Genomic DNA, 14,322 nt, shown 5'->3' with positions numbered 1-14,322 from the left:
TCCTGTCACGCGCGCGGGAATCCCGTCTCGGTCTGTGGACGGTGCGTTCGACGCGGCCGTCTGCACCCCTGTGCCCCTTGTGTGACGCCCGTCCGGATGATGCGATGAGGGCGTCGAGGCGATCCCTCGCAGCTGATTCCCGTTGCCGTGGCCCCCGACCCGATCGGTCTGAATGGCATGAAAACGGCGCATACTGGTTGCGTGGGTGCCGCGACTTGTCCGGCGAGTCGATTCCGATGCGATCAGGAGATGGCATGTTCGAGGAGGCCCAGTATCTGGCCCCGGTCACCCGTAGGGCCGACGGCGGAGTCGAGGTCGAGCTGTCGCGCAGCCACCCGGGGTTCGCGGACGCGGTCTACCGCGAACGCCGGAACCGGATCGCGGCGCTGGCGCTGGACCACCACCGCGGCGACCCGATCCCGGAGGTCGAGTACACCGACGAGGAGCACGAGGTCTGGCGCCTGGTCTCCCGCGAGCTGTCCGCCTCGCACGCGGAGTACGCGGTCGCGGACTACCTGGACGGCGCCGCGCGCCTGAAGCTGCCGACCGAGCGGATCCCCCAGTTGGAGGAGGTCAGCGAGGCGCTGCAGCCGCTCACCGGCTTCCGCTACCTGCCCGCGGCCGGCCTGGTTCCGCTGCGCGACTTCTACGGGTCGCTGGCCGACTCCTACTTCCACTCCACGCAGTACATCCGCCACCACAGCGTGCCGCTGTACACCCCCGAGCCGGACGTCGTGCACGAGGTGATCGGCCACGCCAACATGCTCGCCTCGGACCGCTTCGCGGCGCTGTACCGGGTCGCGGGCGAGGCGGCCCGCCGGGTGGAGAGCCGCGAGGCGCTGGAGTTCGTCTCCAAGGTCTTCTGGTTCACCCTCGAATTCGGCGTCATGCACGAGGGCGGCGCGCTCAAGGCCTACGGCGCCGGGATCCTGTCCTCCTACGGCGAGATCCGCGAGTTCCGCACCGTCGACATCCGCGACCTGGACCTGGTCGCGATGGGCACGATGCAATACGACATCACGCACTACCAGGACATCCTGTACGCCGCCCACTCGATGACCCAGCTGGAAGACGTCGTCGGCACCTTCTGGGCGGACTGCACCGACGACTCCATCGCCGCCCTGTCGGCCTCGGCGAAGACCCCGTAACGCCGCTTCACGTAGTCGTTCACCCGTGCGGGTGACCGGAACGGAAACGTTCGGGTCACCCGCACGACGCGTCCCTATGCTCGCCTCGACTACGGAAGGGGTTGAGAATGTCTGTCATGGCACACGAGATCCCCGCGCAGGAAGACGTCATGCTCGACGGCTTCCTGGCGTTGGACACCCCCTTGGGCTTCCGCGCCGAGTTCATCGAGGGGGACATCGTCGTGACACCACCGCCGATGGGGAATCACGAGCGCATCATCAGCGCGGTGGTTCGCCAGATCCTCAGCGGATCGGCCGTGCCGATGGATTTCTCCGGCGGCAAGGGATTGGTGGTGGCCGCCGGTGGGGGACTCGCCCGCAACCACGTCATCCCGGACGGCACGTTCGCGCCCGAGGACCTGGACCTGTTCCTGGACGCCGAATCGTGGATGCCGTGCGCCGGGGTTGCCCTGGTCCTGGAGGTGACGTCGTATCGCGCCGGCTTCGATCGTGAACAGAAACGACGGGCCTATGCCCGCAGCGGCATTCCGCTGTACCTGCTGGTGGATCGAGAGCAGAGCAAGGTCACGCTCTTCCTGACGCCGAAGGGTGACGACTACCTGGAGGGTCACACCGGTCCCTTCGGTAAGCAGATCGATCTTCCCGCGCCGTTCTCGATGACGTTGAGCACCAGCAGATTCGTCTGACGAACCATGGGCTCGGGCGTCACCGTTCGAGTGGCGCCGTGTCGAAGCCGACGGGTTGTTCGGCGCGCCCGGGCGGATGCCCTACACCCGGCGGACGAAGACCCGGCCGAAGTCGCCGCCGGTGGCCAGGAGGGTTCCGTCGGCGGAGAAGGCCAGGCGGCGGACGCGTTGTTCGTCGTGGCCGGGGAGGGCGACGGCGTCGCGCTCGCGCAGTTCCGCGTCGTACACGCACAGGGCGCTCGTACGACGACCGCCCACCGCGATCCGCCGGCCGTCCGGCGAGTAAACCCACGCGTAGCAGGTCGCCCAGCCGTTCGGGTGGTGCGGATCACCGAGGTGCCAGGCCGGCTCGCCGGTGTCGATCGAGATCGCGAACGGCCCGTGTACCCGGCCCCGGTTGACCAGGAGCAACGTCTCGCTCGGATCGAAGCCGAGGTCGCCGATCTCCCACTCCAGCGGCACCCGCGCGACCGGGCGGCCGGTGTCCACGTCCCACACCTCGACCTCGTTGGTCGGATCGCCGCTCGCGTCCCGATGCCCGTACACCAGCCCGCGACTGACCCGCCACACCGCGAGCAGCCGACCCGAGGGGGACAGCGCGGCGCCCCGGCACTCGGTGGTCGGCGATCCGGTGGACACCTCGCAGACCGGGGCGCCGGCCGCGTCCAGGACGCGCACGCGGTCGTCGGCGTCGAAGACCACCAGCCGTTTCCGGGCCGCGTCCCAGGACGGTTGCACGATGTGCGGATTGAACAGGGCGTTCTCGAACTGCCGGTAATCGGCCAGTGGTTCCTCGTACAGCGTGCCCAGGTCCAGTCGCCGGGTCGAGCCGCCGACGGTGTAGACCACGGCCGATCCGGTCGCGTCGAACAGCGCGGTGTCGATGCCGGCCGGCCGCTCCGCCGCGGGCACCGCGTGCACCGTGCGGCGGACCCCGGTCGCCACGTCCACGAGCCGGATCGCGCCGTCGTAGGCGATCAGCACGGTGCGCCCGTCCGGATGCAGGTCCACGGCCCGGGACGAGGTCTTGCCCGGCGGCATGAACTCCAGCACCACCGGGTCCTCGGCCCCGCCCAGTCGCACGAACCCCGCGCGCATCGCCTTGCCCACCTCCCGGCGCAGCGCGATCACGGCGGCGGCCGGGTCGGCGAAATCCTTGCGCGTCTCCCGGGCCGCCCCATCACCCGAGCGGGCGGACCGCACGAACGTGGTGTCGAAGACGCCGAACAACCGATACTTCGGTCCCGCCGAGTCCGGCAATACGAGGGTGATCTCTTCCTGCGCCATCGCCGTACGGTAGCGCCGCAGGTCGCGCGCGGTGCGGGCCGGCCATCGCGTCGACCGGGGCCTCACCCCTCGGACGGCGCCGTCACGAAGTCGATGAGTTCCTCGACCCGCCCGAGCAGGGCCGGTTCCAGGTCGCGGTACGAGTCGACCGCCGCGAGGATGCGGCGCCAGGCCGCGGGCGGATTCACCGGCCAGCCGAGGGCCGCGCAGACGCCCTCCTTCCACGGGACGCCGCGCGGGACGTCCGGCCAGGCCGCGATGCCGACGGAGGCGGGGCGTACCGCCTGCCAGACGTCGATATAGGGGTGTCCCACCACCAGCACGTGGTCACCGCTCACCCGGCCCGCGATCCGGCTCTCCTTGGAGCCCGGTACCAGGTGGTCGACCAGCACGCCGAGCCGGCGACCCGGGCCCGGCGCGAACTCGCGGACCACGTCCGGCAGATCGTCGACGCCCTCCAGATACTCCACGACCACGCCCTCGATCCGCAGGTCGTCGCCCCACACCCGCTCGACCAACTCGGCGTCGTGGCGGCCCTCGACGTAGATCCGCCCGGCGCGCGCGACCCGGGCCCGGGTGCCCGGTACCGCGATCGAGCCCGACGCGGTGCGCCCCGGGGCACGGGCCGGACCGGGGGCGGCCGGTCGGACCAGGGTGACCACCTCGCCGTCGATCAGGAACCCGCGCGGATCCATCGGGAACACCCGCAGCCGCCCGTGCCGATCCTCCAGCGTGACGGTGAAGCCCTCGGGGGTCTTCTCCACCCGGACCACCGCGCCGCAGAAGCCGGTGGACGCCTCCTCCACCACCAGATCGCGGTCGGCCGCGACCTCGGGGACGGGCTTGTCCTTCTTCCATCCCGGGATCAGCGACTCGGGTCCATAACTGCGCATGACCACGACGCTAGCCGGGTGACGGTACGTCAGTCCGGTACGACGCGCCCGGCGGCCACCTCGGCCAGCCAACGGTTCTGCCGGATCACGAACTCCTCGTCGACGACCGCGCCGTGTCCGGGCAGCCAGACACTCGCGTGCAACCCCCGCACCCGGGCCAGTGAATCGCTCCACTCGGCGGCGAACGCGTCCGAGCCGAAGACCGGCGGCCCGCTCTCCTCCACGATGTCTCCGGCGATCAGCACGCCGCAGTCCGGTACGTGGACGACCACGTCGTGGTCGGTGTGTCCACGGCCGGGCGCGAACAGCACCACCTCGCGCCCGCCCAGATCCACCGTTACCGGTGTGCCCGTGGACACCGGGCGGGTCGGCGGCACGATCCGCGCCGCGCGCATCAGCTCCGGGTCGAACCCGTGGTGGATGCCGCTCGCCCGCCCGGCCTCGGCCCACCGCTCCAGATACCGCGGCAGGTCCGCGTGGCCCCAGATCTCCGCGTCGGGGAAGGCGCGCAGCACCTCGTCGTTGCCGTAGCAGTGGTCGAAGTGACCGTGGGTGTTCACCACCGCGACCACCCGGTCGGGCAATCCGTGTCCGGGCAGTTCGCGGGCCAGCGAGGCCAGGATGTCGGCGGCCTCGTGGTCGTGCGAACCGGTGTCCACGAGCAGGATCCCGTCCCGCCCCGTGACGACCGCCACATTCAGTTCGAGGCCGGGCAACCGACGACGCAGTACGCCCGGCCCGATCGGCTCCCACGTGGCGTGTTTCGGCTGTTCGGCGCGTAGCATGCGTCAACCTTGGCACGGACGCAGGGGTACGGTCCGGATCGGGTGACCCGTACACTGGCACTCGGCGGGACGGAGTGCCAACCAGTGGGACGAACCACCGCCTACGCGACACGGCAACGGGTGGAAGAACGGGTCAGGGAGGTGCGCACCATGCTCGACGATCGGAAACAGGACGTGCTGCGTGCCATCGTGCAGGACTACGTGGCGACCCAGGAGCCGGTCGGCTCCAAGGCGCTCGCGGACCGACACAACCTCGGGGTCTCCCCGGCCACCATTCGCAACGACATGGCCGCGCTGGAGGAGGAGGGCTACATCACGCAGCCCCACACCAGCGCCGGCCGGGTGCCCACCGACAAGGGCTACCGGCTGTTCGTCGACCGCCTCGCGGGCGTCAAGCCGCTGTCCGGCGCCGAGCGCCGGGCGATCCAGACCTTCCTGGCCGGCGCGGTCGACCTGGACGACGTGGTGGGCCGTACGGTCCGGCTGCTCGCGCAGCTGACCCATCAGGTCGCCGTCGTGCAATACCCGTCGCTGACCCGCTCGACGATCCGGCACGTCGAGTTGCTCACCCTCGCGCCCACCCGGGTCATGCTGGTGCTGATCACCAGCACGGGCCGGGTCGAGCAGCGGGTGATGGACACGCCGGGCCCGGTCGGCGAGAACCTGCTCGCCGACGTCCGGGCGCGGCTGAACAGCCGCATCACCGGCAAGCGGTTCGCCGATGTGCCGTTGCTGGTCCAGGATCTCGCCGAGCCGTTCACCGCCGAGGAACGGCCGATCGTGGCGGACATCCTGGCCACCCTGCTCGACACCCTGGTCGAGCACAAGGAAGAGAAGGTCGTCCTGGCCGGGACGGCCAACCTGACCCGTTTCGGCATGGACTTCCCGAACACGATCCGCCCGGTCCTGGAAGCACTCGAGGAACACGTCGTATTGCTGCGGCTGTTGGGCGAGGCGACCGACCCGGGCATGGTCGTGCGGATCGGACACGAGAACATGCACGAAGGACTGGCCGCGACCTCGGTGGTCGCCGTCGGATACGGCAGTGGGCAGGAAACACTGGCGAAGCTCGGAGTACTCGGGCCGACCCGGATGGACTACCCCGGAACGATGGGAGCGGTGCGCGCCGTGGCACGGTACGTCGGACAGATCCTCGCGGAGTCGTAGAGTTGGCTACCGATTACTACGAGGTCCTCGGGGTACGGCGCGACGCCACCCCGGAGGAAATCAAGAAGGCCTTCCGCCGGCTCGCTCGGGAGCTGCACCCGGACGTCAATCCGGACCCGAAGACGCAGGACCGGTTCAAGGAGATCAACAACGCCTACGAGGTCCTCTCGGACCCGCAGAAGCGTCAGATGTACGACCTCGGCGGCGACCCGCTGTCCTCCGGGGGCGGCGGGGGCGGTGGTGGCTTCGGCCAGGCCGGCTTCGGGTTCAGCGACATCATGGACGCGTTCTTCGGCCAGGCCAGCCAGCGCGGACCGCGCTCGCGCACGCGCCGTGGCCAGGACGCGATGATCCGGATCGAGATCACCCTCGAAGAGGCCGCGTTCGGCACCACCCGGGAGATCCAGGTGGACACCGCCGTCACGTGCAACACGTGCAACGGCGAGGGCGCGGCTCCGGGCACCACGGCGCAGACCTGCGACATGTGCCGCGGGCGGGGCGAGGTCAGCCAGGTCACCAAGTCGTTCCTGGGCCAGGTCATGACGTCGCGGCCGTGTCCGCAGTGTCAGGGCTTCGGCACCGTGGTCCCGCACCCGTGCCCCGAGTGCGCGGGCGACGGCCGCATCCGCGCGCGGCGCACGCTCACCGTCAAGATCCCGGCGGGCGTGGACAGCGGTACGCGGATCCAGCTCGCGGGCGAGGGCGAGGTCGGCCCCGGCGGCGGCCCGGCGGGCGATCTGTACGTGGAGATCGTCGAGGTCGCGCACGCCACCTTCCAGCGGCGCGGCGACGACCTGCACTGCACGGTCACCATCCCGATGACGGCGGCGTCGCTCGGCACGAAGGTGCCGCTGCAGACGCTGGACGGCACGGAGGAGATCGACATCCGCCCGGGCACCCAGTCGGGCCAGTCGATCCCGCTGCACGGGCGGGGCATCACCCACCTGCGCGGCGGCGGCCGAGGCGACCTGGTCGTGCACGTCGAGGTGCAAACGCCGAACAAGCTCGACCCGGAGCAGGAGGAACTGCTCCGCCGCCTGGCCAAACTACGCGGCGAGGAACGCCCGTCGGGACAATTCACACCGGGCCAACAGGGCCTGTTCTCCCGCCTGAAGGACGCCTTCAACGGCCGGTAGCGGGCGGGCGCGACGGCGCGTCGTGACGTCGTCCTCAGGCGCCGGACGGGCTGCGATTCGGCCGCGTCCGGCGCCCTCGGGCCGCCTGCGGCGAGCGCCCTCAAACGCCGGACGGGCTGAATCCGACCGCGCCCGACAACGCGAAGCGGTCACGGCACGCCTCGACCGAGCGACGCCGAGGCCGCCCCGAGCCGTGGGCTGAGCCGCAGCCGGCCGGCGTGCGGGGCTCGGGTACTCCGGGGCGTCGGCGTGGCGGATGCGCTGCTCGGCGAAAACCGGCCGGCAGCGGGGGCGGGGAGCGAGAGGGCGCTCGGGCCGTGTTCCCCGGGGCACCTTTCCAAGTGAGCCGGGTGCTTCCGGCTCGCGTTGCGCTGTCGGCTGCGGGTGGCCGGTCCGAGTCGGCGGCGGCCCACCACCGACTCCGACCAACCCCGCACCGGCCACACCCGCAACCAAGGCACAACGTGCGCCGAAAATACCCCGGCCCATTCGGGAACGCACGCCCGGCGAACCCGACCCGAGCACCCACCCTGCCCGCCGCCGGGTGCTTTTTCGCCGACCAACACGTCCCGCTCGTCGGGACCGCGAAGTCTCGGAGCCCCGCACGCCGGCGGCGGCCCACCACCGACCGTGACCAGCCCCGCACCGGCCCTGACCACCCGCAACCAAAGGCGCAGCGCGCGCCGGAAACACCCGGCCGGATCGGGAAGGCGCCCTGGTGGCGTGTTGGGGGTCCGTGGGTGGGGTTCGGTTCGGGGGACCCCGGGGCGCCTAGGCTTGGGTGGGTTGTGGGTGTGCCGTCGATCGAGGGAACGGGGAGCATGATGGCGACGAACGTCGATCCGATCCGGCTGACCGAACTGCCGATCGTGCAGGCGCCGATGGCCGGGGCCGGCGGGCCCGCGTTGGCGGCGGTGGTTACCCGTGTCGGGGGGCTCGGGTTTTTGGCGGCCGGGTATCGGTCGGCCGCGGCGTTGGGTGCCGAGATCGAGGAGTTGCGGTCGCTGGTCGGTGACCTGCCGTTCGGGGTCAACGCGTTCATGCCGCAGCCGCCGCCCACCCGCGCCGAGGACGAGCTCACCGCGCGCTACGCCCGCTCGCTGGCCCGGGCCGCCGCGCGCTACGGCGGCAGTGTCGGCACCCCCGCGCCGGGCGTCGAGCGCGACGACTGGGACGCCAAGCTCGACCTCCTCCTGGCCCGCCCCGTCCCCGTGGTGAGCTTCACCTTCGGCCTGCCCGACACCGAGGCGATCACCGCGCTGCGGGCGGCCGGGACGCTCACCGTCGCCACCGTCACCACCCCCGAGGAGGCCCGGCTCGCCGTCGCGCATGGCGTCGACGCGCTGTGCGTCCAGGGCGGCGAGGCCGGCGGCCACCAGGGCAGCTTCGACAACCCCGCCGCCCCCGCCCCGTACGGCCTGCTCACGCTGCTCACCCTGATCGCCGCCGAGACCGACCTCCCGCTCATCGCCGCCGGCGGCCTGATGACCGGCCGGCAGATCGAGGCGGTCCGGCTCGCCGGGGCGAGCGCCGCCCAACTGGGCACCGCGTTCCTGCGCTGCCCGGAAAGCGTCGCCTCCACCGCGCACAAGGCGGCCCTCGGCGACCCCGCCTTCGAGCGCAGCGTGCTCACCCGCGCCTTCTCCGGCCGCTGGGCGCGGGGGCTGCACAACGGCTTCGTCGCCCGGCACGAGGCCGAGGCTCCCGGGGTCTACCCGTACGTCCACCACCTGGTCGCGCCGATCCGCAAGGCCGCCGCCGCGCGCGGCGAGGCCGACGGCCTGGCCCTGTGGGCCGGTCAGGGCTGGCGCCTCGCCCGCGAGGAGCCGGCCGCCGAGGTGATCCACCGGCTCGTCGACGAGATGGCCGCAGCCCGAAAGGCATCCGCTTGAGCGCCCCCGTCTTCCTCGCCCCCGGCGACACGATCCGGCACGGCCGGCAGGTCGTCCTGGACGGCGCCGAGGGCCGACACGCCGTCACGGTGCGCCGGCTCGCGGCCGGTGAGCCGATCGTCCTCGCCGACGGCGCCGGACTGGCCGTGTACGGCACGGTCAACCGCACCGAGGGCAAGGACACGCTCTACATCGACGTCGACTCGCGCACCGAGGAACCCGCCCCCGCGCCCCGGATCGTGGTGGTCCAGGCGCTGCCCAAGGGCGATCGCGGCGAACTCGCGGTGGAGACGACCACCGAGGTCGGCGTCGACGTGATCGTGCCCTGGACCGCCGCCCGCTGCATCACCCAGTGGAAGGGCGAGCGCGGGGCCAAGGCACTGGCCAAGTGGCGCGCCACCGCACGCGAGGCGGGCAAGCAGGCCCGTCGGCTGCACCTGCCCGAGGTCACCGAGCCGATGAGCACCCGGCAGGTGACCGCGCTGCTGGCCGCCGCCTCGTTCGCGGGCGTCCTGCACGAGGCGGCCACCGAGCCGATCGCGACCGCCGCCGTCCCGAGCGAGGGCGACCTGGTCCTGGTGGTCGGCCCCGAGGGCGGGATCACCCCGGACGAACTGGCCGCGTTCACCGCCGTCGGCGCGAGCGCCTACCGACTCGGCCCGACCGTACTGCGCACCTCCACGGCAGGCGTCTCGGCCGCCTCGGTCCTCCTGGCCCGCTCCGGCCGCTGGAGCTGAGCCGCCCCGTGGACCCGCGCGAGCGAGGGGTCCGGCCCACTACGATCGACGGCGACCGCTCGTGATCGACACGGACCCGATGGAGGCACCCATGGCTGCGGGGGAACCCCAGGCCGACTGCCTGTTCTGCAAGATCCTCGCCGGCGACGTCCCGGCCACGATCGTCCACGAGACCAAGGACGTGGTGGCCTTCCGCGACATCAACCCGCAGGCGCCCACGCACATCCTCGTCATCCCGCGCGCGCACTACGCCAACGCCGGCGAACTGGGCGCCGACGCCCCCGAGCTGGCCGGCGCACTGCTGGCCGAGGCCGCCGTGATCGCGGCCGCCGAGGACATCACCGACTCGGGCTACCGGATCGTCTTCAACACCGGCGCCGGCGCCGGCCAGACCGTCTTCCACGTACACGCGCACCTCCTCGGCGGCCGAGGGCTGAGCTGGCCTCCCGGCTAGGCGTACGTGAGCACCAGGGAGTTCGTCGTCCTCGGCACCGCGAGCCAGGCCCCGACGCGGCAGCGCAACCACAACGGCTACCTGCTGCGCTGGGACGGCGAGGGGCTGCTGTTCGACCCGGGCGAGGGCACCCAACGCCAGATGTTGCACGCCGGCGTGGCCGCGCACGACATCACCCGGATCTGCGTCACGCACTTCCACGGTGACCACTGCCTCGGCCTGCCCGGCGTGCTCCAGCGGCTCTCGCTCGACCGGGTCCCGCACCCGGTGACCGCCCACTTCCCGGCGAGCGGGCAACACTGGTTCGACCGACTGCACCACGCGACCGCGTTCCACGAGGCCGCCGTGCTGGTCGAGCACCCGCTCGCGGGCGAGCACGTACACGCCCCCGCCGGGCCGTTCACGCTGGAGGCCCGCCGCCTGTCCCACCCGGTCGAGTCCTACGGCTACCGCGTCGTCGAGCCGGACGGCCGCCGGATACTGCCCGAGCGACTCGCCGCGCACGGCGTGGCCGGTCCCGACGTGGGCCGGCTCCAGCGCGAGGGCCGGATCGGTGAGGTGACCCTGGAGCAGGTGAGCGTGCCCCGACCCGGGCAGAAGTTCGCCTTCGTGATGGACACCCGGCGCTGCCCGGCCGCGGTCGAGCTGGCCCGCGACGTCGACCTGCTCGTGTGCGAGTCCACCTTCGCCGACGCCGACGCCGACCTCGCGCACGAGGTCGGCCACCTCACCGCCCGCGAGGCGGCGGCCATCGCGGCCGAGGCGGGCGCGCGGCGACTGGTGCTCACCCACTTCTCGCAGCGCTACCCCGACGTGGGCCCGCTCCTGGACCAGGCCCGCGAGGTGTTCCCGGACACGATCGCCGCCCACGACCTGGACCGGATCCCGATCCCGCGCCGCCGGCCGGCGCCGGAATAATCCCGAAGTTCGCGGGGGCCGGAGAGTTACCATTGAGCAGCATCGAACCGCTTCCCGAGCACGGAAATGAGGCGTGATCAGGCCGCCAAGGCCGCCCATGGCTCCCACGACGAACGCGCGAGGCGCGAGCTCCGAGAACACCCCGCGGACCGACTCCCGGGCAACTCCGACCGCGCAGGCCCAGGCGAAGATCACGATCCCCGCCAAGCATCCGATGGTGGCGCTCCTCGGTTCCGGCGACTCGTTCCTGCGAGTGGTCGAGCAGGGCTTCCCCGAGGTCGACATCCACGTCCGCGGCAACGAGGTCACCGTCTCCGGCAACGAGGCCGAGGTCGCCCTCGTCCGCCGGCTCTTCGACGAACTCCTGGTCATCGTCCGCACCGGCCAGCCGCTCAACGAGGAGGCCGTGGAGCGCTCGGTGGCGATGGTCCGCTCGAACGACGGACACGGTCCCGCCGAGGTGATGACCCTCAACATCCTGTCCAACCGCGGCCGCACGATCCGTCCCAAGACGCTCAACCAGAAGAGCTACGTGGACGCGATCGACGAGCACACCATCGTGTTCGGACTCGGCCCGGCGGGCACCGGCAAGACCTACCTCGCGATGGCGAAGGCCGTCCAGGCCCTGCAGTCCAAGCAGGTCACCCGGATCATCCTGACCCGGCCCGCGGTCGAGGCGGGCGAACGCCTCGGCTTCCTGCCCGGCACCCTCTACGAGAAGATCGACCCGTATCTGCGCCCGCTCTACGACGCGCTGCACGACATGATCGACCCCGACTCCATCCCGCGCCTGATGGCCGCGGGCACCATCGAGGTCGCCCCGCTCGCCTACATGCGTGGTCGGACCCTGAATGACGCGTTCATCATTCTCGACGAGGCGCAGAACACCTCGGCCGAGCAGATGAAGATGTTCCTGACCCGCCTCGGGTTCGGTTCGCGCATGGTGGTCACCGGGGACACCACCCAGGTCGACCTGCCCGGCGGCACCCAGTCGGGGCTGCGCGTGGTGCAGGAGATCCTGCGCGGCGTGGACGATATCGCGTTCTGCACGCTCACCAGCGATGATGTGGTCCGACACAAGCTCGTCGGCCGGATCGTGGACGCGTACGCGCGCTACGACATCCAAGTCGAGGCGGACGCGCGGCCGAACGGCAACGGCTCCGGAAACGGTGACGTGCCCAGGTCGCGCGGCCGGCGGCCGATCGACAAGAACGGCCGCGGCAAGCACACAGTGAACATGCAGACAGTGGAACGGGAAGTGAACTGAGGGCCATGTCCATCGACATCGCCAACGAGTCCGGCACGGGGGTGGACGAACACGCGATCGTGGACGTCGCCCGATGGACCCTGGACCGTATGCGCATCCATCCACTGGCGGAACTGTCCGTGGTCATCGTGGACGAACCCGCGATGGAGCAGCTGCACATCCAATGGATGGACCTGCCCGGTCCGACCGACGTGATGTCCTTCCCAATGGACGAACTGCGTCCGGGCAAGGCCGACGAGGATCCCCCGCAGGGGCTGCTCGGCGACGTCGTGCTGTGCCCGACCGTCGCCGAGCGCCAGGGTGCGGCGGCCGGCCACACCATGGACGACGAGCTGCACCTGCTCACCGTGCACGGCGTGCTGCACCTGCTCGGCTACGACCACGCGGAGCCCGACGAGGAGCGCGAGATGTTCGCGCTGCAGAAGGAACTGCTCGAATCCTGGCGGGAGGCCCGCCGCGCCGCGGACGACCGCGGATGAGCCGGCCACGGGATATCCCTGCCCCCGGCCGAGCGCGCGTCGGGGGCGGCAGTGCCCGCTGACAGCGTGGTGCGCCTCGTGGTCGGCGCGATCGTCCTGGTCGTGGTGGCCGGTCTCTTCGCGTGCCTGGAGGCGGCCCTCTCGCGCATTTCGCGCGTCCGCGCCGAGGAATTGGTCCGCGCCGAACGCCGGGGCGCCAAACGACTGCTGACGGTGGTTCAGGACCCCGCCCGATATCTCAACCTGGCCCTGCTCGTGCGGGTCGCGTGCGAGCTGTCGGCGGCCGTACTGGTCACCGTGGTGTGCGTGGACGACTTCGACGAGACCTGGCAGGCCGTACTGGTCACCATCGGCATCATGGTCGTGGTGTCCTACGTCGCCGTCGGGGTCTCCCCGCGCACCGTCGGCCGGCAACACCCGGTCACGGTGGCCACGATCGGCGCGCCCGTGCTGTTCGGGCTCGCGCGGGTGCTCGGGCCGCTGCCGAAACTGCTGATCCTGCTCGGCAACGCGCTCACCCCCGGCAAGGGTTTCCGGGAGGGGCCGTTCGCCTCCGAGGCGGAACTGCGCGCGTTCGTGGACCTCGCCGAGAAGGACTCGCTGATCGAGGACGACGAGCGCGAGATGTTGCACTCGGTGCTGCAACTGGGCGACACGATCGTGCGCGAGGTGATGGTGCCGCGCCCGGACATGGTCTTCATCGAACGGCACAAGACGCTGCGACAGGCGATGTCGCTGGCGCTGCGCAGCGGCTATTCGCGGATCCCGGTGATCGGCGAGAACGAGGACGACGTGGTCGGCATCGTCTTCCTCAAGGACCTGGCCCGGCGCAGCACGATGGGCGATCCGGGCTGGGCCAAGGAGAGCGTCGACTCGATCATGCGCTCCGCGACCTTCGTGCCGGACAGCAAGCCGGCCGACGACCTGCTGCGCGAGATGCAGTTCGAGCGCACGCACATGGTCGTGGTGGTCGACGAGTACGGCGGCACCGCCGGCCTGGTCACCATCGAGGACATCCTGGAGGAGATCGTCGGCGAGATCACCGACGAGTACGACACCGAGACCGCGCCGGTCGAGCCGCTGCCCGACGGCGCGTTCCGGGTCACCGCCCGGCTGCCCGTGGACGAATTGGGCGAGCTGTTCGGGCTCGAACTCGACGACGAGGACGTGGAGACCGTGGGCGGCCTGCTGGCCAAGGCGCTGGGCCGGGTGCCGATCCCGGGCGCGACGGCGGTGGTCGAGGGGCTGCGGCTGGTCGCGGAGAGCCCGTCGGGGCGGCGCAACCGGGTCGGCACGATCGTGGTGCGCCGGACCGAGCGGGGAGAGGAGCGCCAGGAGGCACCCGCCGAGGGGGATTCCGCGGCCGAGCGGAACCAGTGACGGCGGGGCGGTGACGTCGGCCCAGTCGGCCCGGCAGGCCCGCCGGGCCGGTTCGGACCGGTACATCGGGCCTCGGCGGCGGCAAGTTACTGT

Annotated in this window: 14 protein-coding genes; 11 read left to right on the top strand and 3 right to left on the bottom strand. The window is 71.5% G+C overall.

All coding sequences use genetic code 11. The annotated features are described in order from the left end of the window. Nucleotides 1-254: 254 nt before the first annotated feature. Both ACH4XV_RS13830 and ACH4XV_RS13825 read left to right on the top strand, forming a co-directional pair. Nucleotides 255-1,148 carry a phenylalanine 4-monooxygenase gene (locus tag ACH4XV_RS13830; protein WP_395789406.1) on the top strand — a complete coding sequence of 298 codons (894 nt, stop codon included), beginning with the start codon at nt 255-257 and terminating at the stop codon, nt 1,146-1,148. A 116-nt stretch (nt 1,149-1,264) separates the two neighbouring features. Then, the gene (locus ACH4XV_RS13825; RefSeq protein ID WP_395789404.1) at nt 1,265-1,834 is read left to right on the top strand and encodes a Uma2 family endonuclease; all 570 of its coding nucleotides are present in this window, start codon (nt 1,265-1,267) and stop codon (nt 1,832-1,834) included. 81 nt (nt 1,835-1,915) lie between these two features. On the opposite strand, the gene ACH4XV_RS13820 is transcribed toward ACH4XV_RS13825, so the two are convergent. The 3 genes from ACH4XV_RS13820 to ACH4XV_RS13810 form a co-directional block, all read right to left on the bottom strand. Then, nucleotides 1,916-3,121 carry a WD40 repeat domain-containing protein gene (locus ACH4XV_RS13820; protein ID WP_395789402.1) on the bottom strand — a complete coding sequence of 402 codons (1,206 nt, stop codon included), beginning with the start codon at nt 3,119-3,121 and terminating at the stop codon, nt 1,916-1,918. Nucleotides 3,122-3,183: 62 nt separating this feature from the next. Then, nucleotides 3,184-4,014 (bottom strand): DUF3097 domain-containing protein, encoded by an 831-nt coding sequence (locus tag ACH4XV_RS13815; protein ID WP_395789400.1) that lies wholly within the window; start codon nt 4,012-4,014, stop codon nt 3,184-3,186. A gap of 29 nt (nt 4,015-4,043) precedes the next feature. Next, a complete protein-coding gene (locus ACH4XV_RS13810; RefSeq protein ID WP_395789398.1) occupies nt 4,044-4,799 on the bottom strand; it encodes an MBL fold metallo-hydrolase in 756 nt (251 codons plus the stop codon). Nucleotides 4,800-4,949: 150 nt separating this feature from the next. On the opposite strand from ACH4XV_RS13810, the gene hrcA reads away from it, so the two are divergent. The 9 genes from hrcA to ACH4XV_RS13765 all read left to right on the top strand — a co-directional run bounded on the left by hrcA (nt 4,950) and on the right by ACH4XV_RS13765 (nt 14,229). After that, nucleotides 4,950-5,966 carry a heat-inducible transcriptional repressor HrcA gene (hrcA, locus tag ACH4XV_RS13805; RefSeq protein ID WP_078979500.1) on the top strand — a complete coding sequence of 339 codons (1,017 nt, stop codon included), beginning with the start codon at nt 4,950-4,952 and terminating at the stop codon, nt 5,964-5,966. Between the two features lie 2 nt (nt 5,967-5,968). Continuing rightward, a complete protein-coding gene (gene dnaJ / locus ACH4XV_RS13800; RefSeq protein ID WP_078977376.1) occupies nt 5,969-7,102 on the top strand; it encodes a molecular chaperone DnaJ in 1,134 nt (377 codons plus the stop codon). 824 nt (nt 7,103-7,926) lie between these two features. Then, on the top strand, nt 7,927-8,994 hold the full coding sequence (locus tag ACH4XV_RS13795) for an NAD(P)H-dependent flavin oxidoreductase (protein WP_395789988.1): 1,068 nt from the start codon (nt 7,927-7,929) through the stop codon (nt 8,992-8,994). Next, entirely contained in the window at nt 8,991-9,731 is a 741-nt protein-coding gene (locus ACH4XV_RS13790; RefSeq protein WP_395789395.1) for a 16S rRNA (uracil(1498)-N(3))-methyltransferase, read from the top strand. Before ACH4XV_RS13795 ends, ACH4XV_RS13790 begins: the two co-directional genes overlap by 4 nt. A gap of 91 nt (nt 9,732-9,822) precedes the next feature. Continuing rightward, nucleotides 9,823-10,185 (top strand): histidine triad nucleotide-binding protein, encoded by a 363-nt coding sequence (locus ACH4XV_RS13785; protein ID WP_395789393.1) that lies wholly within the window; start codon nt 9,823-9,825, stop codon nt 10,183-10,185. Nucleotides 10,186-10,191: 6 nt separating this feature from the next. After that, the gene (locus ACH4XV_RS13780) at nt 10,192-11,103 is read left to right on the top strand and encodes a ribonuclease Z (protein ID WP_395789391.1); all 912 of its coding nucleotides are present in this window, start codon (nt 10,192-10,194) and stop codon (nt 11,101-11,103) included. 214 nt (nt 11,104-11,317) lie between these two features. Continuing rightward, nucleotides 11,318-12,370, top strand: coding sequence for a PhoH family protein (locus ACH4XV_RS13775; protein WP_380003159.1), 1,053 nt, complete (start codon nt 11,318-11,320; stop codon nt 12,368-12,370). 5 nt (nt 12,371-12,375) lie between these two features. Beyond that, a complete protein-coding gene (gene ybeY / locus ACH4XV_RS13770; RefSeq protein WP_078977380.1) occupies nt 12,376-12,849 on the top strand; it encodes an rRNA maturation RNase YbeY in 474 nt (157 codons plus the stop codon). Between the two features lie 51 nt (nt 12,850-12,900). Next, complete coding sequence (locus ACH4XV_RS13765) at nt 12,901-14,229, top strand: hemolysin family protein (RefSeq protein ID WP_395789389.1); 1,329 nt, start codon at nt 12,901-12,903, stop codon at nt 14,227-14,229. The last annotated feature ends 93 nt before the right edge of the window (nt 14,230-14,322 follow it).

It is taken from the genome of Embleya sp. NPDC020630, from assembly GCF_044334985.1.
Taxonomy (GTDB): domain Bacteria; phylum Actinomycetota; class Actinomycetes; order Streptomycetales; family Streptomycetaceae; genus Embleya.
Note: the sequence above shows the minus strand (reverse complement) of the source record. Positions and strands in the feature narration are given on the sequence as shown.

Coding starts and splice junctions, on each gene's coding strand:
- ACH4XV_RS13830 (WP_395789406.1), top strand. CDS start 255: ATGTTCGAGGAGGCCCAGTATCTGGCCCCGGTCACCCGTAGGGCCGAC.
- ACH4XV_RS13825 (WP_395789404.1), top strand. CDS start 1,265: ATGGCACACGAGATCCCCGCGCAGGAAGACGTCATGCTCGACGGCTTC.
- ACH4XV_RS13820 (WP_395789402.1), bottom strand. CDS start 3,121: ATGGCGCAGGAAGAGATCACCCTCGTATTGCCGGACTCGGCGGGACCG.
- ACH4XV_RS13815 (WP_395789400.1), bottom strand. CDS start 4,014: ATGCGCAGTTATGGACCCGAGTCGCTGATCCCGGGATGGAAGAAGGAC.
- ACH4XV_RS13810 (WP_395789398.1), bottom strand. CDS start 4,799: ATGCTACGCGCCGAACAGCCGAAACACGCCACGTGGGAGCCGATCGGG.
- hrcA (WP_078979500.1), top strand. CDS start 4,950: ATGCTCGACGATCGGAAACAGGACGTGCTGCGTGCCATCGTGCAGGAC.
- ACH4XV_RS13795 (WP_395789988.1), top strand. CDS start 7,927: ATGGCGACGAACGTCGATCCGATCCGGCTGACCGAACTGCCGATCGTG.
- ACH4XV_RS13785 (WP_395789393.1), top strand. CDS start 9,823: ATGGCTGCGGGGGAACCCCAGGCCGACTGCCTGTTCTGCAAGATCCTC.
- ACH4XV_RS13775 (WP_380003159.1), top strand. CDS start 11,318: ATGGTGGCGCTCCTCGGTTCCGGCGACTCGTTCCTGCGAGTGGTCGAG.
- ybeY (WP_078977380.1), top strand. CDS start 12,376: ATGTCCATCGACATCGCCAACGAGTCCGGCACGGGGGTGGACGAACAC.